This is a genomic window from Bacillus sp. S71 (assembly GCF_016625265.1).
GTDB classification, from domain to species: domain Bacteria; phylum Bacillota; class Bacilli; order Bacillales; family Bacillaceae_G; genus Bacillus_A; species Bacillus_A cereus.
Map to the genome: position 1 here is coordinate 301,013 of NZ_JACVUW010000001.1, position 24,914 is coordinate 325,926.

Consider the following 24,914-nt stretch of genomic DNA (forward strand, 5'->3'; position numbering starts at 1 on the left):
CACTCTCCAATAATTTTGTACGAACTTTTCTGCTTGTTACAGCCAGTAAACGATTTCTTCAGAAAACAAAAAATGTCTACAAGCCATAGCGAAATAGACTTGTAGACATTATTTTTTTTGTCGCACAAGCTCCACCTTCCTTCTCAATATAACGCTTACGAGGTTAGCTGTCGGATTCGGGCCTATGAGTAGCCCTACCTTTTTCAAGGATTCACCCCATCGGATTATGTACTAATCCGTAAAAACGGGTCCCCCGTACCATGCGGTTTCAGCGATTTAGAAAATTGAAACTGTGGATTATAATACTCCTTTATTTTCAAAAAGTAAACAAAAATTTTTAATAAGAAAAAAATTAAAATGATTGCGCATAATCCGCTGAGAAATATACATAATGAATATTAAAAATCCGCAAAGGAGACCCATATGTCTAAAGAAAAGAAACCTATTTTTTCCGATTCATATTTAGATGCAGTAGCAAATGAAATTAATCAGTTATATGGTAAACGTGAACAGGAAATAAATTTGACAGATAGAACGAAAAAAAATAAATAATTTGTCATACAAAAAATAAAAAAGATAGCAATACACTTATATATTGCTATCTTTTTTATTTTTTCATACATCTAATTCTATTACAGATTTGTTAAAGGTCATCTCTTCATACACCTTTAAATTTTGATATATAGATTCTAATAATGGTGCCGCTATAGAAAACTTCTCTGCTACATCCAGTAAATATCCTTGCAAGTGCTTCCCTTCAATAAACGAACCCTTTTCCATATCACGTTGCATTGATGACTTCATATCATACGAAATTTTATCAATCGTTTTCATATGTTCCTGGGCAATATTAGCCTTTACTGGAGCTCCTAATACTCTCATGATTTGTACAGATTCCTCAAACACATTACGGATAAAATCACGGCCGCCTTCACTTTCACGGATTGGTCCAATTGGTGCACGCATTAACGTTGTCACACCTGACATTACAGTAATAAATAAATATTTATGCCACATATCTTGCGTAATATTTTCACTTAAAACAAAACTAGATTTCGTACCTGAAAATGCTTTAGAAATATGCTTTACTCTCTCTGAATTTTGAGACTTAATTTCTCCAAACACAAGTCTGTTGGCAGCGCTAGTTTGTACAATTTCTCCTTGATCGTTTAACGTCGTCTCGATAAAGCATAAACCGCCAATTACTTTTTCTTCGCCGAATTCTTTTTGTAATAGCGATAAATGAGCGATACCATTTAACAATGGAATGATTACAGTATTTCCGCCAACAAACGGCTTCAAATCTTGAATTGCCTCGTTTAAGTGATACGCTTTTGTTGAAAATAAAATGACATCAAATGGAGAAGTTCGCTCTTCTTTCGTTATTAATTTCGGTCGGAAGGAAAAATCCCCGTTAACACTTCGGATTACAAGTCCTCTTTCCTCTAATTGTTTTTTCCGTTTACTACGAACAAGAAACGTGACATCTTCTCCCTTCTCGACTAATCTGCCACCAAAAAATCCTCCGACTCCACCAGCGCCTAATACTAAAATCCGCATACAGCATCCCCCTTTTCAAAATACAATTTTATAACTTTTAGTATACATAACATTATACATGTTCCCTGCTAAATAAGCTGAATTTTCACTCTCAATTGAGTATAAAAGAGTGGTTATTTTCAAATAAATTTGGGCATGTTGTTTCTATAGCATATATGGAAAGGACACAATGTAGATGGAGGCAATACAATCAATTGAGGAAAAAGGTGTAGCAACAGCTATATTCCAATTTATATTCCCGTTTTCGTTTAAAGCTGGATATGAACAAAATATGTTCCCTTTCTTACAAAAAAACGATTTTCGTCCTTTTCGGCTCGATCATCTCGATGATGAAAATACATATTATGGGGAGTTTAAAGTTTCACATCAAAATATGGAAGCATACTATCTTTCATTTACAAATAAAATTCTCTTTCCTCATTCAGAGCATCAAAAGGGCTTGCAACGTTATTCAAAGGACCTTAACTTAACTGGACATTTAACAACAAACCTTATTTCAATTCCATTCAAGATACACTCTATTGATGTCACACTTTGTCCTTATGAACTTGGCTTCTTAACAATTCGAACAGAAGTAAACACTGCTCCAAACATGACTTTATCTGAAGCAATCGAATTCGCTGCTCGCTTCCGTGTACTTGAAACTAAAAATGATACAAATGAGACTATTTGTATTGAATGTAACGGAAAAAAGTATTCCCAAGTTGAAAAATTCATTTTTGGTTATTTATTTCATGGTGTAACTGATTTCTTTGAAAAGAAGAGATTAAGAAGTTCATACTTTCAAACCTTCCCTTTCTTTGAAGACCAAAGAATGTACGTTCAAACTTTATTGTCACTAAAAGAAGGTATGGAACTTAATGAAGTAGATGTTTATCGTACTTCTAGTCTTTCCGGATTAACAAGTGATGGTAAACCATATGTAAGTGCAAATAACCTTCCTTACATTCATGACTATTTAAAAAAACACGCTTACCAGAGATGGGCTCCAAATCGTTATTTCATTATGGAAGAACATATTTTTACATGTGTAACAAATGAAGGAGAACGCGAAATCTCTAAACTTGCTAGTCAAATGTTCGGAGAATTTTATTACGCTTTATTATTAAACCTATTTCATAAAATTGTTTTATTAAAAATGGCAAACGCCTATGCTGAGCTAAACATTGAACAAGATACTAATGAAATAGAGAAATTAATTTATTCAATCAATTCGTTCACTGCTAATTATTTTTCTTTAGAATTAGTATCCCAATCACAAAGTGAAGATATTTTCTTTCGCTTAAGAAAACTTTTTAATATTGAGGTTCTATACTCGAACGCGAAACAAAATCTTGATAGTTTGTTTAAATATCAAGAAAATGTCGCCTCTAAAAAAGATAGCCTTTTATTATTAATTTTAACGCTCTACTCTGTAGTGGGCCAAATGTTAGGGTTTACTATGATTGACCTTTTAAGAAACACCGATTCAAACAAAATATCGTCCCCTCTTGAATTTTTCGCTCTATTAATTGCGATTAGCGGCATTGTCATTTCACTTATTTTAGGAGCCCAAAGTTTATATCAATGGGGTCTACAGCATAAACAAAGAAAAGCTTGGGTAAAACAAACGGTACTTTCTGCCGTTAAAGAGAAAGAGGATAAAAACTAAAGAAGGTTATTTTCAAATTCTTGGTGTGCTGCAGTAAGTGAAATTTTTATCAGCGATTTTCCGATTATATCAGCGCAACTCGAAATATATCAGCGATTTTTCAAATATATCGACTTACCGACAAAAAACGACAAATGACAGGACTGTATAATAAAAAAAGGGTGCTCCAAAATAAAACTTGGAGTACCCTTTTTATTATACGAATTCAGCTTACTTCCCTGCTTCGATTTTATCTAATGCAGCAGCTACTTGCTCTTCCGTTAATTCATGTTGTATTACGTAGCGGTTACGTGGACTTACACGACATTCATGAGAACATGCACGTAAATATTTCGCTTCGTTTTCTTCAGAACATAAAATTTTCTTATTACATTCTGGATTTGAACAGTTTACATAGCGCTCACATGGTTCACCTGTAAAGTGATCTTTACCAACGATAACATGTTCTTTTTGGTTTACTGGAACAGCGATACGCTCATCAAACACGTAACATTGTCCATCCCAAAGCTCACCTTGTACTTCTGGATCTTTTCCGTACGTTACAATTCCACCGTGAAGCTGACTTACATCTTCAAAACCTTCACGAACTAACCAACCAGAGAATTTCTCACAACGAATTCCACCTGTACAGTAAGTTAAAATCTTTTTACCTTCAAGTGTTTCTTTGTTTTCTCTAATCCAATCTGGTAATTCACGGAATGATTCGATATCAGGTTTAATCGCACCTTTGAAGTGTCCTAAATCAAACTCATAATCATTTCGTGCATCAATGATAACTGTATCTTCTTGTTTCATTGCCTCATAAAAATCTTTTGGCTCTAAATACTTCCCAGTTATTTCATGTGGGTTAATGTCATCTTCTAGACGAAGTGTAACTAATTCTGGACGAGGACGTACGTGCATTTTCTTGAATGCATGCCCTTCTTCTTCATCTATTTTAAATACGATACCATCAAAACGTGGATCATTATTCATTGCTTCCATGTATTTCTCTGTTTGCTCTACAGTTCCAGAACAAGTTCCGTTAATACCTTCTTTTGCTACAAGAATTCTTCCTTTTAATTCAAGTGAATTACAAAATTCTAAATGCTCTGCAGCAAATTCTTCTGGGTTTTCAATTGTTGTGTACATGTAATATAGTAATACTCTGTATGGTTTTGTAGTTGCCAATGTATTTCTACCACCTATCTAATTTTTAAAATCATGTATAAGTTAACGTTCATATCAAAACATATATAATAAGAAAATGAATCCCATTTTCTTTTCTTTATACTATTTTCTATCAGTTAACAAAAATAAAAAACAAGATTACACATCATAACACTATGGTTATGTTGTAATCCCAATATATTATATATCATACAATTGCAATTCCATCAATTAATATGCTGTATTATCAGCTTTATGTTCACATAAATTTCAAAAACAGCCCTTTAATTCACTATGTTTCCCCATGTCACCACACCATAAACTCCCAATTTATTTTACGTTATCACACCATCCATTGCATAAAGGCATATAATTTGCATTAAGGAAACTTTCGTGTTCAAATGAAATTATCACATAACATATTTAAATGTATTGAAATAATGAGTAAGAATAAATACAATAATTTCATCAAGTTAACATTTTAAAGGGGAAAACTACTATGAATAAAGATATAACAAAAGATAAACATCTCCCTTCTGAAAGTACAACTGTACAATCAGCTCACTTAGCTTTAAGTGGAGAAACAAAAGGCTGGAAAAGACTGTTACCATTTTTAGGACCCGCTTTTATCGCGTCCGTTGCTTATATTGATCCTGGCAACTTTGCTACAAATATCGCAGCTGGTTCACAATATGGATATTTACTATTATGGGTTATACTCGCTTCTAACTTAATGGCTGTATTAATCCAAACTTTATCGGCTAAATTAGGAATTGCTACAGGAAACAATTTACCCGAAATAGCTCGTGAAAACTTTCCAAAGCCTGTGTCTATCGGCTTATGGATACAAGGTGAACTAGTTATTATGGCTACAGATTTAGCGGAATTTATTGGAGCTGCATTGGGGCTTTACTTACTATTTGGAATCCCGATGCTACCTGCCGCTTTAATTACAGCAGCCGGATCATTTATTATCCTTGAATTTCAACGTAGAGGATTTCGTCCACTAGAAGCTATTATTACAGGAATGATTTTCATTGTAGTAATCGCTTTTGGGATTCAAGTTTTTTATGCAAAACCAGAATTAAGTCCCCTTCTTTCAGGACTATTTATTCCAAAATTCCAAGGTGTGGACAGTATATTACTTGCAGCAGGGATTTTAGGTGCGACAGTTATGCCGCATGCAATATACTTGCATTCTGCATTAACACAACGCCGCGTGATCGGAACAACTGACGAACAAAAGAAAAAGATTTTTCGTTTCGAATTTATCGATATTATTATTGCAATGGTTATTGCTGGAGCAATTAATGCAAGTATGTTAATTGTTGCTGCTGCACTATTCTTTAAAAACGGCTTGCACGTTGAAGATTTAGATGTTGCTTACACTCAATTTACCAACTTAGTAGGTCCTGTATCAGCTGCTTTATTTGGAATTGGGCTCTTATCAGCAGGACTATCTAGCTCTTCTGTCGGTACAATGTCGGGTGATATTATTATGCAAGGTTTCATTCGCATGCATATTCCGTTATACTTACGCCGATTTATTACAATGATTCCACCATTAGTTATTATCGCTTTAGGTGTAAATCCAACTTACGCTCTAGTCATGAGCCAAGTCGTCTTATCATTCGGCATTGCATTTGCACTAGTGCCACTTATTATGTTTACAAGTAACAAAAAGATTATGGGTGCACTCGTTAACCACCGTATAACAACATTTATCGCTTGGATAATTGCAGCACTCGTTATCGTTTTAAATATCTTCTTACTGTATCAAACATTTGTAGGGTAATGAAAAAAGGGTATTCCAATTTTAATTTGGAGTACCCTTTTTGGATGAAATGATTTTCTTCTAGTTACCACTTGTGTATGTCCCTCTTTCCGGCATCATGACACCATTTTTAGTTCGAAAGTAAAGTGGCAATCCTTCCGCAAAAAACATACTTACCTTGGACGGATCTTGCCTTTGATGATGAATATGTAAATGGGGCTCACTTGAACTTCCTGAGTTACCTACTTGAGCAAGAAACTCTCCTTCATTCACATGTTGTCCTTCCCTCACATTAATTGACCCTTTCTTTAAATGAGCAAGAATCAGAAATGTGCCTGTTTCATCTACTCGTAAATATATGTGATTCCCCGCCATCGACTGAAAATTTTCCGATCTAGGAACTAAATCTTGTTCATTATTATTAATTGATACAACCGTCCCAGAAGCTGGTGCCATTACTTTCGCTCCATATATTCCGTAATCCTCTAACTTACTACTTTTCACTTCAGCAGGTGGAATGAGAATATCATATGCCCACCTTTCATTTGGTTTTATAACGTGATAGTTCATTTCTAACCGATCACCACCCCAACCTATTAATGCTCGCTCATTCAAAGGAAAACGAACTACTGCTTTAGGACTCATCGATTGTATATCTGCTGGATAAGCAATTCTACCTATATTAGCAAACCAACCGACAGGCCAAGCCCCAATGATAGAAAACAGAATGATTAAAAATAGCGTTCTATCTATCCGTTTTCTAAAAATGCCTTTCCAAAAAAATATTATTACTGATCCTACCAAAAGGAAAACTGAAATAAAACTAAAAGCCTGAATACTCCACCAAACAAAAACTGATGTAACACCATTAGCTACATAAACTAAGATCCAACTTATAATTAAAAAAGAAACTATAATTACTAATAAAAATTTCTTCCACATGTCGCATCCCTACTCTCATATCCTTTTTCTCAATGATACAAAGTAAAAATTACAACATATAAAAGAAATACTTACGACTTTCTTACTTTTTTATACTGCGGTAATTTCACAGTAAAAACTGTTTCTTTATCGTTACTACGTACAGTGATATCCCCTTGATGGAGCTGAGCTATACTTTTCGAAATTGCAAGCCCCATCCCTTTCCCACCAGTATGAGAACTACGTGATTTTTCACTACGATAAAATTTCTCAAAAACGTAAGGAAGGTCCTCTTTCGGAATGCATTGTCCAAAATTTTTAATTTCTACTTCAACATTCATTGTTTTATTGGAAATTTCAATTGCAATTTCCTTTCCATCTTTTCCATACATAATACTATTACCTATTACATTTTCAAATAGTCTCACTATAAGTGCTACATCAACTTCTACATGCAGCACTTCATCACTTTTAATATAAAAGCTCATATTAGCATCATCTAATTGTGGTACAAAGTCAATCATGATTTGTTCAATTAATGCTTTCATATCTACTTCATCTTTATGTAATTCAATCTCTCTATAATTTATTTGACAGTATTCTAATAAATCATCTACTTGATTTTTTAATTCATAACTTTTTCGCTTTAATATACTTACATACTGTTCACATTCTTCACCATTCGAATGAAGTTTATTTCCTAACAGATCCGCATAACCAATTAAAGATGTTACTGGCGTTCGTAAATCATGAGAAATATTACTAATCATTTCATTTTTCATTTCCTGTGATTTTTTTTCATTCTCGATAGACTCTTTTAAGCTTTTCGCCATTCTATTAACATTTGCCGCTAGTTCACCAATCTCATCGCTTTTCGAAATAGGTATATGTATTTCAAAATTACCTTCACTTATTTCTTTCACGTTCTTGTTAATTTGAGACAACCTTTTCATCAGCGTTTTTGTCATGAATGCAAAGTATGTTGTAGTAAAAATCAAAAAAACTATAAAATATAAAAATGAATATTTTTCTTCTAATGCAGTAACATGACTATATATATTTCCAATTAAAATTTGAAACACTATTATACTTACAATTGCTAACAAGATGCTACATATGAATGCGATAAAAAACTTAGCTCTAATGCCTTGTAATGATTTAATCTTCAATTTTATATCCGACTCCCCAAACATTTTGAATAAACTTCGGTTCTTTTGGATGCTCTTCAATTTTATTTCTTAATCTTGCGATATGAACCATGACTGTATTATTGCTTTCATAGGCCCTTTCTTTCCAAACGCTCTCATATATTTCTTCAATTGTAAATACACGATTCTTTGCAGCTGCCATTAAGAACAAAATATCATATTCAGTTTTTGTAAGATTGATGGTTTCTCCATATAACATTACTGTTCTCGACGCTTCATCTATTTCTAAACCTCTAATATTTATTTTCTTTTCTATTACTTGGACAGCGTGTTGATTGAAATATGTATACCTTCTTAATTGAGCCTTCACTCTCGCTATAAATTCAATTGTACTGAACGGCTTCACAATATAATCATCTGCTCCTGTACTAAATCCGACGACTTTATCTACGTCCGATGATTTTGCACTTAAAAACATAATTGGCAAACTATGTTTCTCTCTAATTCTTCTACACAATTCTATCCCATCCATTTGTGGCATCATAATATCCAAAATAGCAAGTTGAATACTGTTATTATTTATTATTTCTAAAGACTCTTCTCCGTTATGAGCACTAAAAACTTTAAAACCTTCTTGCATTAAATTCGCTTTAACAAATCGAACAATATCTTGATCATCATCTACAATTAAAATTGAATTTTTCTCCATATACAAACCTCTTTTGAAATATATTCCACAATCCATTTTATCATAAATTAAAACCATACTTCCCACTTGAATAATCTTTATTTTCAGACTAGATTATATAATAACAACACATTCTAGTTTTAAAAGAAATGGAGTGAAAGCATGTTTCCTATATTGAAAACCGACCGACTTATTTTAAGAGAACTTACCGAAGAAGATGCACCAGGTATACTACAATGCTTCTCTAATACTGACGTACTGCGCTATTATGGCCAAAAACCGTTACAAGATATTGATCAAGTGAAACAAATTATTCATAACTTTAAACTGAGTTACAATGCAAGAAGCGGTATAAAATGGGGAATCGAATTAAAAGACAAGAAAGAACTCATCGGTACCATTGGTTTTCACGATTGGTCTTCTGAGCATAAACGAGCCAATATAAGTTATGCCTTTTTGCCTGAACACTGGGGACAAGGATATGCGACTGAAGCTGTTTCTGAGGTTATATCATACGGTTTCCATACGATTCATTTAAAGCGGATCGGAGCAATTGTATTTCTTGAAAATGAAGCTTCCAATAAAGTACTATTAAAATTAGGCTTTGAAAAAGAAGGCGTTCTAAAAAATTATATGTATCAAGATGACATTCCCTATGATACGAATTTTTATTCTTTATTAAAATCGGTTTAGTAGAATACATGTGTAAAAAACTTGTTTCAGTACAATAGTTATAGGTAGCGAATTTTTAATGACGGATGCGAAGTACTATACATTATAAAACATTAAAAAAGGGCTGTGAGTAAGCTTTTACTCATAGCCCTTTTTTATGTTCTTTTTCTGTTTTCGCAATGCTTTTGGTACGTATACGCAGAAAGGCTCACTTTCCATATAATCCCCCCGTCATTGCATATGCTCTAGAACGAGATCCCCCACAAACATATCGAAACTCACAAACACCACACTTTCCCTTATACTTGTCAGGATTACGAAGATTTTGAAAAACAGGGGAGTTTCGATAGATTTCAGCTAGCGAATTTGTTCTAATATTCCCGGTTTTAATCGTCAATACCCCACTTGGATATGTTTCTCGGTATAAAGTTAAGAAATTAGGAATTTTTCATTACTCTAAAAATACACTATTTAACTGAAGACTATTAAATTAAGTTTCTTAAAATTATATTTTTAAAGTCTTTCAACATCATTACCTCTTTTCTAAAACCATAAAGAACGTACTATCTGGTAGCGTAACAGCATTCCCAGACTCATCTGTAAACTCGATTTTCTCGCTAAGATGGTTTGTATATCCATCCTGCAAATAGTTCATAGCTTGAACGATATTTACTTTATCTCCAAAGATACCCTTTACGAAGTCCTTATAGTCGTTTGGCGTAAAAATTCCAAACTGCTCCTGCACTTCATGAACAAAGGAATCCTCACCCCAAGTATACGTATATAAGAACTCCATTGCATCATTAACAGGCATTTTGACTGTATTGTCTGCAAGTACCTCATACTGGATTATACGCCCCTTAAATTCTTGGACATACTGCTCTAAGAACTTCATTCCGCCTGCATCTTTAAAACGAATCACCCGCATTAACCTTTTATCTTCGGTCATGATGCCATCACGAATGATAATACGGCCTCCTGGCTTTAACACCTCATAAGCACTCTGCAGCCCCTTTTTAATTACTTCATGATTAAATTTCCTACCTTCATACTCGATATAAGAGAACAGCTCATGAAGGATAGAAGAATATACAATCGTATCAACCGATTCTTTTTCAAATGAGCTGCTTAAATTGATTGCATCCCCTTTAATGACGTTCCAAGAACGCCCCTCGTTCTGCTTCTTCTTTTTCAACGTATCAATCACGTTTTCGGAAATATCGATACCGTAGATTCGTTTATCCTCGGTCTCTTCTTCAATCATGTCTAGCATGACACCACCACCGGCTCCGACATCTACAATCGTATCTCCCTTTATATAATCAAGAATAATTCGTTTATCATCAGCCGAGCTATTCATATGCTCCAGATACACTTCTTCGTTATGGAATCTATCATATGCATCCTTTCGTAACCCGAAGAAATCAAACAGCAGCACATTTGCCCGAGCATGCATCATATCTATCTTTTCTGCCTCTACACAGAAGGTAATTAACGCCTCACCTACAGCAGAAAACCGAAACGACACATACGCAGTCTTCATATCTTCATCGACTTTAACCTGAAAAGAAACATGCGTTGTATTCGGTTTCTCGTTCTCACGGTACTCCCGTAGATACTTCTCAATAACTCGCTTACGATACACGTTGTCCTTTTTTTCGCCTTTGAAATCATAATGTAGCTGCTGCATCAATTTCTCGAAATGTATATGCTGAACTTTTCTAGTGCCTATCTCATTCTTTAACATAACAAAAACTGTCCAAATATCCTCAAAGCTAAGAGCATGCATAGAAGGTTCTACATACCACAAATCCTTATTAGATAGGAATGTTTGAACGTCACTCTTCTCGCTCCCCATAATTATATCTTTTTCAAATGCTGACTCCTTATGTTTTGGCGTGAGTCTATGTATACGAGAAGTAAATGGCTCCATATAACCATCAAACAGACCATCAATTGTAATCTTCACATCGTTCTTCACTTCACTCCACAAAGCTTTTGATACGCCCTCAATAATGCATTGGTTAAGATAGTATAGAATCTCCTTTAACCTAACGTCTCCGTATTCTTCTTTATATGTGTTAATTAAATCAACATGAGAGTCCAAACGAGCCTCCCCGCGTATATACTGCCCGATTAATCCATGTGTTCTAATTAAATCTTGAATAAACAAATACTCAGTAGAGTTTAAGTTTGTCTCTACACGTTCAATAAACTGAATATCACTAAAGATATCAGCAGAACCCTCGTTATGTACCAATAGATTAATCCCTTTTTTCTTCCATTGCTCCCGCTGTTTTAAAGATCCTACCTTTGCAAGCTCACTATACGTTAGTACCTTTTCAATAATACGATATGCTTCTTCATCTAAAGACAGTCCATCCAACACTTGCAGCGTACGGTGTACATAGTACAACACCGCATCTGTTTTTAATGCACCAAGTACTTGTACATTCTCATAGTTTTGATGTATCTCCTCTGCCTCAATTAGATGCTTTAACCACGTAGGGATTGAAACAGAACTCCCTTCAATATATGTATTTAGAACTTCAATGCTTTTCAACTTATTTCCCCCCATATATAATCAATATCGGTAGTAAGATCTAGTACACCTTCTCCAAAAAGAGCATCACCTTATGTCCCTTCTCCTAAATACTACTACTTGCTTTTTACCATCTACATCTCTTTCGAATAAAAATGTATCAAACCCAGTCTTTTTATCGTGTAAAAGAGAGTTATAAATTCCGTTACTACCACGCCAAGGTTGTAACATATTTTTTGTTGATCTCTTATTTTAACTTCATTAGGAATTTCGGAAGATCACCTCTTAAATTGATAAACATATGTTGTGACAGAATCAACTGAAAATGGAAACGGCAAGCGGGTGCACTCCACTTACCGTTTTTTCATAGCTTAGTATGTATTTGAATTTCTTTTGCTTTCTCTTTTTCACCCTTCACGCGTACAATTAAATCATATGATCCGGATTTTGAAGCTTCAAAAGAAAGCAAACCTTCTTTTTGAGAAGTGATTTCTTCTTCATAAATAACCTTATCATCTTTTGTAACTTGTAATAAAATCGTACCTTCTTCAACAGCTGCTTCATAAGGGATTTCCACATTTCCTTTTTCAGCTTTAAGTGTTTGTACATCGTAATACCCTTGCAGAGAACCAATTTTTAAAGTCGTTTCGCCATTTTTTTGAACCTTTGTAACTTGTGTCGCTGTATTGCACGCGCTTAACAATACAACAAGAGTGAGAATCATAAATAAACGTAATGATTTCATAGAAATTCCCCTTTTTTATGTATATGTGAATTAAGATTCATTCTTTAACTATTTCAAAAACACCAACACCTAAAAAGAATCACTGCTTTTCTTCAATTTCTTTTTTAAATAATTTTTGAAACTCTAATCATTAAAAACCCTACTTTTTCTTACTTTAATTGTTTCTAAAATGTAGAAAAGAACCCCTAAACCAAATATCTTTTCAGCATTAGAAATATTATTACCTAATTTAATAATAGGTACATTTAATCCGAATCTTTCGCTCCATTCCAAAGGCATATATCCTCTTTTACAGTTTATTAACATCCGGTTATCCATTGTCCGAAAAGAAGTTTCGAAAAAATCAAATTCAACTTCTACTTCAGAAATTTTCATCTCTTTTTCATTCATTAAAGAACCACGTACCATTCCAAATCCTTGTATCATATTTTCTTTAAACATCCCTACACAATTATAATTTGAGTCATAAATAGCCCAATCATAGTTTTCAACTTCACTATGAAAATATGCAAGAATTTCCCCATCCTTTGCTTCCAATCCAACAACTTGCTTGTTTTTTAAAAAAGGTAATTTTGAAGAAATTATATCAGTTGGAACCATAGTTGTTCCTACTATATAGGCGCCATCGGGAGTATATAAACCGTAATGTTTATTATTTTGAGGTAATTCTAGTAAAACATAAGTATCAATATCCCAAAACTTCAAATCATTTTTAGCTATATTCTCTTTTAATAAATTCCCTTTTCTTAATTGCCAAAATCCAATTCCCCCAAAAACAAACGAAGCTATAACCATAAATATTATTTCTCCCCAATTAACATCACTCCAACTATTATACAGACAATATAATCCAAAGAGAAAAATCCCTGTCCCAATTAAACACTTAAACCGTCCCCTTTTTTTATAATACTCAAATAATTCCACACAAACACCTCTATCAAATCATCTTAATACCCCAAATTACCTTTTAAGTATACCAAGGACAAAATATATAATCTAATATTTTTTTTATATAATTAAAAACAAACATAGTTACAGAAAGAGAATGTTTGTATGCTGATCTGTACTACATTTCCTTATTCCTTGTATGCTATATTTCTATTCTTCTTTTTACTTAAACAAACTGCTTAATCTTATTTGTTGCAACTTCTTATGAATGTGTACCTACAATTTTGCATTTATCTTCTTTATATGCAGGGAACACCACCAAAGGATTTCCCTGCCCCCTGTAAAAAAAACCTTACTTTTAAAAAGTAAGGTTTTTTGTATTTATTCATTAGCAATATAAGCATTCTTATAAGTATAAATACCACCAAATTGATGTTTTTCAATCCCTTTTACATAATCCTTTTGTACATACGCTGAGCCAATATGATAAAGCGGTGCCACAGCTGCATCTTCTAATAATACCTGCTCAGCTTCTCGCAACGCTTCCCATCGTTTTTCCGTATCTAGTACAAAATCCGTTTTCGCTTTCTTTATTAATTCATCGTAACGAACATTAGAATAATTCATTTTATTATTCGGATTCCCTGTCGTAAATAACTCTAAATAACTAATTGGGTCTTTATAGTCAGGTCCCCAATTTGCCATAGTTATATCGTAATCACCTATTTGTTCTAACTGTAATTTTTGCTTAAATGGCTGTTGTTTAATTTGTATCGTTAACCCTTGCAAATTCTTCTCTAAATCACCTTTTATATATTCTGCCATACGTATTGCGTTATCTTGTTCGAACGTTAAGAACTCTAGGTTTACTTGTTCTACCCCAAGCTCTTTTTTCGCTTCTTCCCAAAGTTTTTTCGCATTTTGCAAATCATATGAGGAAATATCTCCATTTTCTTTTCTAAAATCTTTACCAGTCACTTCATTTACATGACCAACTGGTACAAGTCCACTTGCAGGTTTTGCTCCGTTATTAATAAAGTGAGCAACGAAATCATCTTTATTTAACGCTAATGAAATAGATTGACGCACCTTTTTATTTGCTAACGCGTTATTTTTTTCATTAAAACGAAGCATAGCAATTCCAGGATCACTCGACATATGTAATTCCTTATTCCCTTTATACTTGTCTACAACTTGCGAATTAATAGGTACTCGATCTAAATCTCCGGCTTCATATAAATTTACAGCTGTCATTGTATCCTTTACGATATGAAAGTTTATTTCGTCTAATTTCACTTTCTTTCGATCCCAATATGTAGCATTCTTCTTTAATTGAAACTCTTGTTCATGCTTCCATTTTTCTAATACAAATGGACCGTTATATATGAGATTACTAGGTTCCAATGCATAATTGTTTCCTTGTTCTTTCAAAAATGATTCATGCTGTGGTAAGTATATAGGTAGTGCTAACAACTGTAAAAAATACGGAATTGACTGTTCGAGTTCAACTTCTAACGTATAATTATTTATCGCTTTAACCCCAAGTGCATCAAGAGGCATTGTTCCCTTATTGATCTCTTTCGCATTTTTTACATAAAAGAGCATGGACGCATATTGAGAGGCTGTTTCAGGGTTAATTGCACGTTTCCAAGCAAATATAAAATCATTTGCTGTTACATTATCCCCATTTGACCATTTTGCATCTTTACGCAAGTCAAATGTATATTTCTTACCATCTTCACTTCTTTTAAACGATTTTGCTATGGCTGGAGTAGGCTGATCTTGATCGTTTAATACATATAACCCTTCAAATATATTCTGCATAATGTGTGCTGATGTACCATCTGTTGTTTTCACAGTGTCCAGAGAAGGAATTTCTTCTGATACTGTTACATTTAACACTTGTTTTTTAACCTCTATGTCACTTTTATCCGCTTTATTATTACAAGCTGTTAATAATAAAGATGTAACAAGTGCCATTACCATTAAATGGCTCTTTTTTCGCTTCATGAGTTGTTCTCCTTAAATATAAAATATTATAAAGCGTAATATATTATAGCAGAAATACTAACAGAAAGATGCGACATTCTTTTGAATATTTATTCGTTCAAGAAAAAAACTATCCTTTTAAAAGGATAGTTTTTTCAACTGCCACATAATTATCTATCTTTGTAAACCTCGTTTATAACGACTTGCTTCAAATATAATACGCTCTTCATCTAACGTTTTACATTCGCCATTCCAAACGACACGTTTTCCGTTAATAATTACATCACTTATATCTTTTCCACTAGCAGCATATACAAGGTGTGATAACACTTCATCCGCTGGTTGTAAATGCGGCTTATTAGACGGGTCAATCGTAATAAAATCAGCACACTTACCAGCTTCTAGTGACCCTGTTTGTTTCATCCCAATGACTTCCGCAGCTCCTTTTGTCGCAAGAGAAAGAGCTGTTTCAACTGGTAATGCTGTTGCATCTTGGTGTATACCTTTTTGCAATAAAGTTGCTATACGCAGTTCTTCAAACATGTCTAAATTATTGTTAGACGCAACACTATCTGTTGCAATTCCTACTTTTATTCCTGCTTCTAGCATCGCTTTTACATTCGCTATTCCAGAACCTAGTTTTAAATTACTATTTGGGTTATGTGCTACTCGAACATCATGTTCTGCTAAAAATGCACGCTCATTTTCATTTAATACTACACCGTGTGCAATAACTGTTGGGCGTTTAAACAACCCGCAACTTGCTGCATATTCTACTGGACGTTTTCCGTACTGTGCTTCAATATCACGTACTTCACGCTCTGTTTCCGAAAGATGAATATGGACCATCGTTTGATTTTCTACTGCAATACGTGCGCATTCTTCTAACAGTTCTGTAGAACATGTATATGGACTATGCGGTGCAACCATCGTAGTTAACATGCCACTTTCTTTATAGTAACGCTTCACATATTTCTCAGCTTCTTCAATTGCTTTCTTTTCATCGTCTTTCGTTCCGAAGCTAAATAAAGTTCTTGAAACAGCAGCTCGCATTCCACTCCTTGATACCGTTTCCATAATTGCATCTTGATCTACTCCAATTGGATTAAACATGTCAGAAAATGATGTTGTACCACTTTTCACCATTTCAAGTAATCCTAATTCCGTACTAGCAACCGCAAGCTCTGGAGTAAACTGACTTTCAAGTGGCCAAATTCTCGTCTCCAGCCATGGTTGTAATAACATATCATCGCCAATACCTCTTAAGAGACTCATTACAACGTGTGTATGTGTGTTTACAAGCCCTGGTAAAACCCACTTTCCTTTCATGTCAATTACTTCATCTACTTCAAAATCATTAGCGAATTCTCCGCTCTTTACATCTATAATTTGATCATTTTCTACAATGATATATCCATTTTCTATCACTTCGTTTTGTTCATTCATCGTTACGATTGTAGCGTTTACATAAGTTGTTTTCAAAAGTATTTCCCCTTTCAACTCTATGAAGTTCCCTTTAATAAGTTACCACCATTATAGTAACTTATTAAAGATTAAGAGTCAAAAGATAATTTGAATTCTTTCGTTATTTTTTCCTTCAAAATGTTATATTGCTTTTCATTTGTATCTGCAAATGCTTCTTCCCGATTTGACTTTTCATCCATATAATTCAATTTCCCATTGAATTGAGTCTCTGTAAAATCAAATCTCTGCCCATCTATAAAGTTATAAAAGTGCCATACCTCTCTTACTTTTGTCTTTTTAATTTCTCCTCCGTATATGTCTTGAACGACAAGAGCTGTAACACCACATTGTCCCTTTGCTGGGTTTTCAATTATCCACTTTGAACTTGCTTCAATTGACCACGATTTTATTAGTGCTTCATATATTCTTTTTTCCTTTACATCATCCATTCTAATCTTCCCCTACTATTAATAGTTTTACACATCATATTTCAAAAGAGGCAGTAAACGACCCTTAAAGACAGTTGATGGTATCTCTCCTATTAACTGTGCTCCCATTTTCAAGTAATATCCTTTTGCATTCGGATCACTATCAATTGTAAAACTTTTTAATCCTAGTTCATTTGCTTTTTCTATTACATACTCCCAAAGTATTTTCCCGTAACCTTTTCCTTTGTAATCAGGATGAATGTACAAGAAATCGAGAGCTTTATCATTACGTAAAAATGAGAAAAAACCAATCTTCGCATTATCGTTTTCTAAAACATATACAAAATTATTTTTTATGTATTCTTCTGTAATTGTTAAATCTTCCTTACAAGCAAGTATGAATTCTTCACTATAATTCCACGTTGCTTTTGATTGTAGTGCGAGTTCACTTAATTCATTTGCTTCACTTAATAACGCTTCTCTTATCTTCATGATTCTTTCTCCTCACTTTCGATATGTAAACTACTAAATTGATTCGGAAAGCACTTCAAAAAACCTTTTATTTTCATAAATTAGAGCTTACTTTTATAATTCTTTATTATAATCAGTACGATTTTCAACAAATTTTTTAAAGAAAAAGAACGCCATCCCTAAAAGTTGGCGTTCTCTTTTTCTAAAATTTAATCTTCAAACTCACTCATTCGTTTTACTATTTCGTACGATACAAACCTATACAGTTTCTACTACCGCTTCAAGCATTGTTCCATTTTTAGCATAATTCGTATGCCAAGAAAAAGCTTTTTCTAAAATATGAGGAGTTTGTCCACCTCTTGTTTTTGCTTCTTCGTAATAAGCTCGTAGCTGTTCACGATACATTGGATGTGCGCAATTCTCAATAATAAGTTCCACTCTTTCTCTTGGCGCAAGTCCCCTTAAGTCGGCATATCCCTGTTCAGTGACGATAACATCTACATCATGTTCAGTATGATCTACATGTGAAACGAAAGGAACGATACTTGAAATGTTACCACCTTTCGCAATCGATTTAGTAACAAAGATAGCTAGGCGGGCATTTCTTGCAAAATCGCCAGACCCACCAATACCATTCATCATTTTTGTACCTAAAACGTGAGTAGAGTTAACATTTCCGTATATATCTAATTCTAATGCAGTATTAATTGAGATTAATCCAAGGCGACGAATAATTTCAGGATGATTGGAAATCTCTTGTGGACGCATCATTAATTTGTCACGATATTTTTCAAAGTTAGAAAATACTTGTTGCATTTTCTCTTCAGAAAGCGTGATAGAACAACAAGAAGCAAAATTGACTTTTCCAGCATCCATAAGATCAAAAACTGCATCTTGTAAAACCTCGGAATATACTTCTAAATCTTCAAATTCTGAACCTAACATTCCATGCAATACGGCGTTAGCCACTGAACCAATTCCTGATTGTAACGGCGCTAAACGATTTGTTAATCGGCCTACTTTGACTTCTTCTCGAAGGAATTCTATTAAATGCTGTGCCATAATAACAGTTTCTTCATCCGGAGGAACAATTGTCGATGGCGAATCCAATTGATTCGTAAACACAATTCCCTTTACTTTTTCAGGATCAATTGGAATACCGATTGTTCCAATTCGGTCATCCGTTTTCACAAGCGGAATTGGAAGCCTCTCTCCTTGTTTACCTGGTTCATATAGATCATGTAGCCCCTCTAATTGCGCGGATTGAGCCATATTCATTTCAATAATAATAGACTTAGCATTTAAGGAAAACGCTAAGGAATTTCCAATTGAAGTGGTTGGAATAATCATTCCTTCCTCTGTAATCGCAACCGCTTCCAAAATAGCGAAATCTATATCCAGAACGTCAGCACGGAGTAACTCTGCTGTATGAGATAAGTGCTGATCTACAAATAAAAAGTCTCCGTTATTAATTCCTTTTCGCATTGTCGCATCAGCTTGGAAAGGCAATCGTTTCCCTAAAATTCCTGCCTCAGCAAATAATTTGTCTACATCCGAGCCTAAAGAAGCCCCAGTATAAACATTTACTTTAAAAGATTCATCATTCTTAACTCGGTTTACAAGCGCAAATGGGACTGCTTTCACATCACCTGCACGTGTAAACCCACTTAAGCCTAAAGTCATTCCACTTTGAATCCAGGAAGCTGCTTCTTCAGGTGTAACTACCCGATCTTTTAGACGTTGATCTCTGATTCTATCTAAATTGTTCTCCATATGTAATCCCTCTCTCATTGAATATTCATAATTATTTTACACATTAACACTATCAAAATAGGGATTTTAGTATACAATGCCGAAAATTCAGACAGAACAGCAAATCTAGGTTCTAAAGCAGAAAAATTTAGAATCCTAGAAGCTTACGGAAATAACTAGCGTATGATTGACTAACTGGTACCCTCTCACCATTATCCATCGAAAGTACAAAAGTAGAATGGGTATCAGGATAAATCGCTTTAATATGATTAACATTTACAATAAACGAACGGTGACATCTAATAAATGAATCTTTCGGAAGCAAGTATTCGAATTCTTGTAGAGAGTATTTATGTGTTCCTGATAACTCTTCTGAATTCACATACGTCTTTTTATCTTTAGCCTCTAAATACATAACCTTTGAAAAAGGAACCGGAATCCAGCCGTCTGTTGTTTTTAAAGTAACGACTGACTTTCCATCCGTTAAAGCTGGATAAATTGCCGTTACGCACCCTTCAAGCTTTCCATTGTTTGAAAATGGTACAGCCATTCCATGATAAGGAATACCAAAAACATCCCGATTAATAAACTCAGATGTTTTTTGATTCATCACCATCGATTTATGAGCAATCGTTCCTTCCTTTATAGGATCCCCGACACTAATCTTTAAATCAATTCGTTTACTTGGCCGATAGTAAATATATTCTTTCGTATTCGAAACAGCAATTGAAATTTCATCTGAAAATAATTCACCAACAACATCTAGTAATAAACCTAACGTTCTATCTTCCATTCTATTAACACCTCATTCACTATTATACTACTATTATGAACAGGCATCTGTTGCTTTATAAAAAGTTTGATTTTAAGTTACTTTTAAAATTAGTTTTATTCACTATTACTTCGTTACTACAAAAAACCTCACTTCAGAAAAGTGAGGTTTCCTCTCATACAATATTTCTTTATTTTTTTAGAGACTCTAGTAACTTTTTAACAAAATAAATTGAATTATGCGAAGCAGATACACAATTATCTTCGAACACTTCTATGCCAGACGCTTCTTCTGTATCTGTTATTGATCTCACTGCTAAAAACGGAATCGTATTTGCATAGCAGACGTGGGCTATACTTGCAGTTTCCATATCTACACAAAGTGGATTGTATTTAGAGATTATTTCTGTACGACCACTCTCACTAATAAACGCTTCTCCAGTAACAACTTTTCCAAAATAAACATTTTGAGCGAATTGATTGTTCTCAACCACTTCTCTGCTTAATTCAAGCAGGTTTCTATCCGTTCTAAAATATACACTTTCCATCCAAGGATGATATTCAGTTAATATCCCTTCATCAACATCATGATATGCTATTTCTGTTGAAATTACTGTATCTCCAATTTTCAATACTTTGTCGATTGCTCCTGCAACACCTGTGACAATAATATGCGTTACATTGAATTTATCGATTAATATTTGAGTTGCAATAGCTGCATTAACTTTACATACACCACAATATAAGGCAACAACTTCTACATTCTCATATTTCCCACTGTGAAATGTTAACATCGCAAGATTCGTTATTTCCTTATTAGACATTTCTTCAATAAAAGGCGTAATTTCATCTTCTGATGGACCGATAATTCCAAATCTCATACATTCATCTCCTTACTTACACAGAGCTTGATATCTGTTTAATTATATAGAATAAGATTTATTTTTTATTAAGTAAAGTGAATTTAAGAATTTATTGCCCCTATTTCTGTATAATAAATAATCCCAAACTACAAACAGTTTGGGATTATCTTTCTCATTTATTATGCGCATCTAACCACGAAATTAAATCTTTAAATACTTCATCCTTATTTACTTCATGAAACATTTCATGTCTACCATTTTCATATAAACGTAGTGTCACGTCTTTCACACCACATTTTTTATAGTTTTCATATACTTCTTTTACACCTTTCCCCATATCGCCAACAGGATCACGATCACCAGAGAATATATGTATTGGAAGATTCTTTGGCGTCTTCTTGTATTCTTCTAGTTTATTTACTTCTAATACTCCAGAAAATAATTCTCGGTAAAAACTCGTCGTACAAATGAAACCACATAACGGATCCGCAATATATTTATCAACTTGATTATTATCTGAAGATAACCAATCAAATTTTGTACGATTTGGCTTAAAGTTCGAATTGAAGTTTCCGAAAGATAAAAAGTTTAACATTGGACTTTTCGTTTTTGCCCCGCGCAATTTCATTTCGATTGTTGCTACTTTATGACCAATAGCTCCTAAAAGCCCTGGATTTCCACCTGTTCCTGAAATTAGAAATCCATCATATAATTCGCCTCTAAGTTGTACAGCACGTCTTGATAAAAAAGAACCCATACTATGTCCAAGTAAAAACAAAGGACTTGACTGCTCTTCTTTTATCCTTTCTGAAACAAAGATAACATCCGATACAACTTGATTCCACCCTATATTTGGTTCAAAATGACCATAATCTTCTTCTTTTTTTACTGTTTTCCCATGTCCTTTATGATCATGCGCATAAACACCATACCCTGCTTCCAATAAAGCATCTACAAATTCTGTATACACCCCTGCATGCTCTGTCATGCCATGTGCAATTTGAATAATTCCTCTCGGATCTCCTTCTGGTAACCACTTACGCAAATAAATTTCCGATCCATCCAATGCCGTAACGAAACTTTCCTGTACATTCATTTCGTCAGCCCCCAACTCTATTATGTATAGCTTTAAGAAAATGAATATCCATTCACTTTTCTTATTTTATATTATATGTAATTGCTTTCATTATGACAAATGATGTATTTTTCAGACTTGCTTTTAAACTAATTTCTTGACGAATTCAAAATAAAATTATATAGTTACTTACATAAAGTAATCATATAATTTTTAGGAGGTTTCTACTATTATGATGCCATCACTATTTTTAGCACATGGTTCGCCTATGCTCGCTATTCAAGATACAGACTATACACGATTTTTAAAAACACTTGGAGAAACATATAAACCGAAAGCAATTGTTATTTTCACTGCTCACTGGGAAACTGAAGTATTAACGATTTCCTCATCAGATAACGAATATGAAACAATTTATGATTTTGGAGGTTTCCCCCCTGAGTTATACGAAATCAAATATCGTGCGAAAGGCTCTTCTAGCATTGCATCTATGTTAGAAACAAAATTTAGAAACAAAGGTATTCCAGTCCATCATAATATGACGAGAGGTTTAGATCATGGTTCATGGACACTCCTGCACCGCATGTATCCAGAAGCAAATATTCCTGTCGTGCAAATATCAGTAAATCCATTCCTTTCTGCAAAAGAACAATTTGAAATTGGAGAAGCACTTAAAGGACTCGGACAAGAAGATATTTTAGTAATCGGTAGTGGCGTTACCGTTCATAATTTACGAGCACTGAAATGGAATCAAACTACACCTGAAAAATGGGCAATTGAATTTGATGATTGGATTATTAAACATATGCAGAATAACGATAAAGATGCATTGTTTAATTGGGAGAATAATGCTCCTCATGCACAATTAGCCGTACCAAGAGCAGAGCATTTTGTTCCTTTGTTTATTGCAATGGGAAGTGGCGAGAATAGCGGTGAAGTCATTCACCGTAGTTATGAGCTTGGTACATTAAGTTATCTCTGTCTTCGATTTTAAAGAAAAAGGATGAAGCACATGTTGCTTCATCCTTTTTCTTTTTCATTCACTTAGTTAACTAACTTCCAAACGTTGTTTCTCTGATACTTCTTCGTTCTTATTATGAAAATAAACCCAAATACACGCAATAAATAATAGTGATGATGTAGAGAGGAAAACATATTGGAAGCCTGCATGCGCTGCAATTTGTCCCCCGAGCACTGGCCCAATCATATTTCCTAAAAACTGAAACGACTGATTATATCCAAATATTCGTCCCGTAACATGGGTTGGTGTATGTTGTTTTAGTAGAGTTTGTACGGAAGGCAATAATCCTGCTTGGGCGATACCTAATAAAAATCGAAGAATTAATAGTTGCCACGCTGAGGTTACAAATGCTTGCGGGATAAAAATAATTCCTGCTGCAAATAACGCTACAACTAACGTTTTTTGAGGACCGATATGATCTGATAATCTTCCTAGTCTTGGTGCTGCCAAAATAACTGCTAATCCTGTCGCTGACATAACTGCTCCCGCAATTGTTTCAATATGTGCAGTATGAGGACCTACTAAATTTTTCACGTACAATGTAACAATGGGTTGAACTGACATATTAGCAAGTTGAATAATAAATGTTGTTACAAATAAACTAATAATTAAATGCTTCGCTGGGACCATCGTCCATACTTTTTTCGGCTGTGTTTTTTTTGCTTGAGCAGAGTGATTTTCTTCATGCAGGAAGAAAAAAACGATGAGAAAGGAAAGGAATAAAAAAGCTCCTGTAACAAGAAAGACATGACGCATTCCAATTAACTCAGACAAATAACCTCCAAGTAACGGCCCAAGTAACGAACCGCTCACACCACCAGTTGAAATTGTGGAAATCGCCCAACCTGAATGTTCTTTCGGAGTTTCTGCTGCAATAAATGTCATCGCTGTTGAAAGGAAACCAGATACTGCTCCCATTAAAAATCTTAGTGCGACTAGTTGATACACATCCGTTACAAACCCCATAAGCGTCATAATAATCGCCATACCGAGGCTAGCACGAATAAGCATCAATTTCCGTCCATGTATATCACCAAGCTTTCCCCATATTGGCGATACGATCGCACCCATTAAAAATGTTACACCAAATGCAAGTCCCGACCACTGTGCAATGCTTGAAGTGCCAGTTACTCCTAATTCCTCAATATAAAAAGATAAGAAAGGAATTACTAAACTCATACCGGCTGCAGTGGTAAAACAACCTAGCCAACAAATCATTAAATTCCGTTTCCAGCTGGCCATTTTCACACCTTCTTTCTTTAGATACCCATTCTACACCCTTTCTTGTAAAAAGTTTAGTAATTTGCTTTATATGCAAGATTTACTACAAAACCCGCTATTT

22 protein-coding genes, 1 pseudogene and 1 riboswitch are annotated in these 24,914 nt (G+C 34.2%); of the genes and pseudogenes, 5 read left to right on the plus strand and 18 right to left on the minus strand.

Features of this window, described 5'->3' with window-relative positions:
- Window positions 1–137 precede the first annotated feature (137 nt).
- Window positions 138–284: riboswitch (cyclic di-AMP (ydaO/yuaA leader) on the minus strand.
- Between the two features lie 139 nt (window positions 285–423).
- Window positions 424–552, plus strand: a complete 129-nt coding sequence (locus IBT51_RS27190) for a hypothetical protein (protein ID WP_267911475.1) — start codon at window positions 424–426, stop codon at window positions 550–552.
- Between the two features lie 63 nt (window positions 553–615).
- Here IBT51_RS27190 and panE read toward each other — a convergent pair whose 3' ends face one another.
- The gene (panE, locus tag IBT51_RS01395) at window positions 616–1,560 is read right to left on the minus strand and encodes a 2-dehydropantoate 2-reductase (protein WP_200457935.1); all 945 of its coding nucleotides are present in this window, start codon (window positions 1,558–1,560) and stop codon (window positions 616–618) included.
- 175 nt (window positions 1,561–1,735) lie between these two features.
- Between panE and IBT51_RS01400 the strand changes: the two genes are divergently transcribed.
- The gene (locus IBT51_RS01400) at window positions 1,736–3,211 is read left to right on the plus strand and encodes a hypothetical protein (RefSeq protein WP_000387440.1); all 1,476 of its coding nucleotides are present in this window, start codon (window positions 1,736–1,738) and stop codon (window positions 3,209–3,211) included.
- Window positions 3,212–3,421: 210 nt separating this feature from the next.
- On the opposite strand, the gene trhO is transcribed toward IBT51_RS01400, so the two are convergent.
- Window positions 3,422–4,381 carry an oxygen-dependent tRNA uridine(34) hydroxylase TrhO gene (trhO, locus tag IBT51_RS01405; protein ID WP_200457936.1) on the minus strand — a complete coding sequence of 320 codons (960 nt, stop codon included), beginning with the start codon at window positions 4,379–4,381 and terminating at the stop codon, window positions 3,422–3,424.
- 478 nt (window positions 4,382–4,859) lie between these two features.
- Here trhO and IBT51_RS01410 point away from each other — a divergent pair, with 478 nt between their 5' ends.
- Complete coding sequence (locus tag IBT51_RS01410) at window positions 4,860–6,155, plus strand: Nramp family divalent metal transporter (protein WP_200457937.1); 1,296 nt, start codon at window positions 4,860–4,862, stop codon at window positions 6,153–6,155.
- Window positions 6,156–6,215: 60 nt separating this feature from the next.
- Here the strand turns inward: IBT51_RS01410 and IBT51_RS01415 are convergent, their stop codons facing one another.
- From IBT51_RS01415 to IBT51_RS01425, 3 genes are all read right to left on the minus strand, one after another.
- Window positions 6,216–7,076 (minus strand): M23 family metallopeptidase, encoded by an 861-nt coding sequence (locus IBT51_RS01415; RefSeq protein WP_200457938.1) that lies wholly within the window; start codon window positions 7,074–7,076, stop codon window positions 6,216–6,218.
- A 71-nt stretch (window positions 7,077–7,147) separates the two neighbouring features.
- Complete coding sequence (locus IBT51_RS01420; protein ID WP_141403330.1) at window positions 7,148–8,248, minus strand: sensor histidine kinase; 1,101 nt, start codon at window positions 8,246–8,248, stop codon at window positions 7,148–7,150.
- Window positions 8,214–8,912, minus strand: coding sequence for a response regulator transcription factor (locus IBT51_RS01425; protein ID WP_200457939.1), 699 nt, complete (start codon window positions 8,910–8,912; stop codon window positions 8,214–8,216). The genes IBT51_RS01420 and IBT51_RS01425 overlap by 35 nt, the downstream gene beginning before the upstream one ends.
- 141 nt (window positions 8,913–9,053) lie before the next feature.
- Here IBT51_RS01425 and IBT51_RS01430 point away from each other — a divergent pair, with 141 nt between their 5' ends.
- Window positions 9,054–9,584, plus strand: coding sequence for a GNAT family N-acetyltransferase (locus IBT51_RS01430; protein ID WP_000483964.1), 531 nt, complete (start codon window positions 9,054–9,056; stop codon window positions 9,582–9,584).
- 117 nt (window positions 9,585–9,701) lie between these two features.
- On the opposite strand, the pseudogene IBT51_RS01435 reads toward IBT51_RS01430, so the two are convergent.
- From IBT51_RS01435 to IBT51_RS01490, 12 genes and pseudogenes are all read right to left on the minus strand, one after another.
- Window positions 9,702–9,978: pseudogene (locus tag IBT51_RS01435) on the minus strand (SPASM domain-containing protein); the annotation flags it as partial.
- Window positions 9,979–10,095: 117 nt separating this feature from the next.
- Window positions 10,096–12,141: a class I SAM-dependent methyltransferase gene (locus IBT51_RS01440; protein WP_002025623.1), complete on the minus strand. Its 2,046-nt coding sequence runs from the start codon at window positions 12,139–12,141 to the stop codon at window positions 10,096–10,098.
- Between the two features lie 328 nt (window positions 12,142–12,469).
- Window positions 12,470–12,850 (minus strand): BA_1872 family lipoprotein, encoded by a 381-nt coding sequence (locus tag IBT51_RS01445; protein WP_000838922.1) that lies wholly within the window; start codon window positions 12,848–12,850, stop codon window positions 12,470–12,472.
- Between the two features lie 123 nt (window positions 12,851–12,973).
- The gene (locus IBT51_RS01450; RefSeq protein WP_200457940.1) at window positions 12,974–13,774 is read right to left on the minus strand and encodes an ABC transporter ATP-binding protein; all 801 of its coding nucleotides are present in this window, start codon (window positions 13,772–13,774) and stop codon (window positions 12,974–12,976) included.
- Between the two features lie 345 nt (window positions 13,775–14,119).
- Window positions 14,120–15,748 carry a peptide ABC transporter substrate-binding protein gene (locus tag IBT51_RS01455; protein WP_065228631.1) on the minus strand — a complete coding sequence of 543 codons (1,629 nt, stop codon included), beginning with the start codon at window positions 15,746–15,748 and terminating at the stop codon, window positions 14,120–14,122.
- A gap of 153 nt (window positions 15,749–15,901) precedes the next feature.
- The gene (locus IBT51_RS01460) at window positions 15,902–17,227 is read right to left on the minus strand and encodes a bifunctional S-methyl-5'-thioadenosine deaminase/S-adenosylhomocysteine deaminase (protein ID WP_140155627.1); all 1,326 of its coding nucleotides are present in this window, start codon (window positions 17,225–17,227) and stop codon (window positions 15,902–15,904) included.
- 53 nt (window positions 17,228–17,280) lie between these two features.
- A complete protein-coding gene (locus tag IBT51_RS01465; protein WP_088021940.1) occupies window positions 17,281–17,640 on the minus strand; it encodes a YunG family protein in 360 nt (119 codons plus the stop codon).
- Between the two features lie 27 nt (window positions 17,641–17,667).
- Window positions 17,668–18,111, minus strand: a complete 444-nt coding sequence (locus IBT51_RS01470) for a GNAT family N-acetyltransferase (RefSeq protein WP_063547044.1) — start codon at window positions 18,109–18,111, stop codon at window positions 17,668–17,670.
- Window positions 18,112–18,348: 237 nt separating this feature from the next.
- Complete coding sequence (locus IBT51_RS01475; protein ID WP_088021941.1) at window positions 18,349–19,863, minus strand: acetyl-CoA hydrolase/transferase family protein; 1,515 nt, start codon at window positions 19,861–19,863, stop codon at window positions 18,349–18,351.
- Window positions 19,864–19,990: 127 nt separating this feature from the next.
- On the minus strand, window positions 19,991–20,635 hold the full coding sequence (locus IBT51_RS01480; protein ID WP_029441983.1) for a LytTR family DNA-binding domain-containing protein: 645 nt from the start codon (window positions 20,633–20,635) through the stop codon (window positions 19,991–19,993).
- A gap of 169 nt (window positions 20,636–20,804) precedes the next feature.
- Window positions 20,805–21,494, minus strand: coding sequence for a 5'-methylthioadenosine/adenosylhomocysteine nucleosidase (locus IBT51_RS01485; RefSeq protein ID WP_016082075.1), 690 nt, complete (start codon window positions 21,492–21,494; stop codon window positions 20,805–20,807).
- 154 nt (window positions 21,495–21,648) lie between these two features.
- Window positions 21,649–22,572: an alpha/beta hydrolase gene (locus IBT51_RS01490; RefSeq protein ID WP_001102583.1), complete on the minus strand. Its 924-nt coding sequence runs from the start codon at window positions 22,570–22,572 to the stop codon at window positions 21,649–21,651.
- A gap of 211 nt (window positions 22,573–22,783) precedes the next feature.
- On the opposite strand from IBT51_RS01490, the gene IBT51_RS01495 reads away from it, so the two are divergent.
- A complete protein-coding gene (locus tag IBT51_RS01495) occupies window positions 22,784–23,545 on the plus strand; it encodes a DODA-type extradiol aromatic ring-opening family dioxygenase (RefSeq protein WP_016513025.1) in 762 nt (253 codons plus the stop codon).
- A 54-nt stretch (window positions 23,546–23,599) separates the two neighbouring features.
- Here IBT51_RS01495 and IBT51_RS01500 read toward each other — a convergent pair whose 3' ends face one another.
- Complete coding sequence (locus IBT51_RS01500) at window positions 23,600–24,814, minus strand: multidrug efflux MFS transporter (protein WP_000179302.1); 1,215 nt, start codon at window positions 24,812–24,814, stop codon at window positions 23,600–23,602.
- Window positions 24,815–24,914 lie beyond the last annotated feature (100 nt).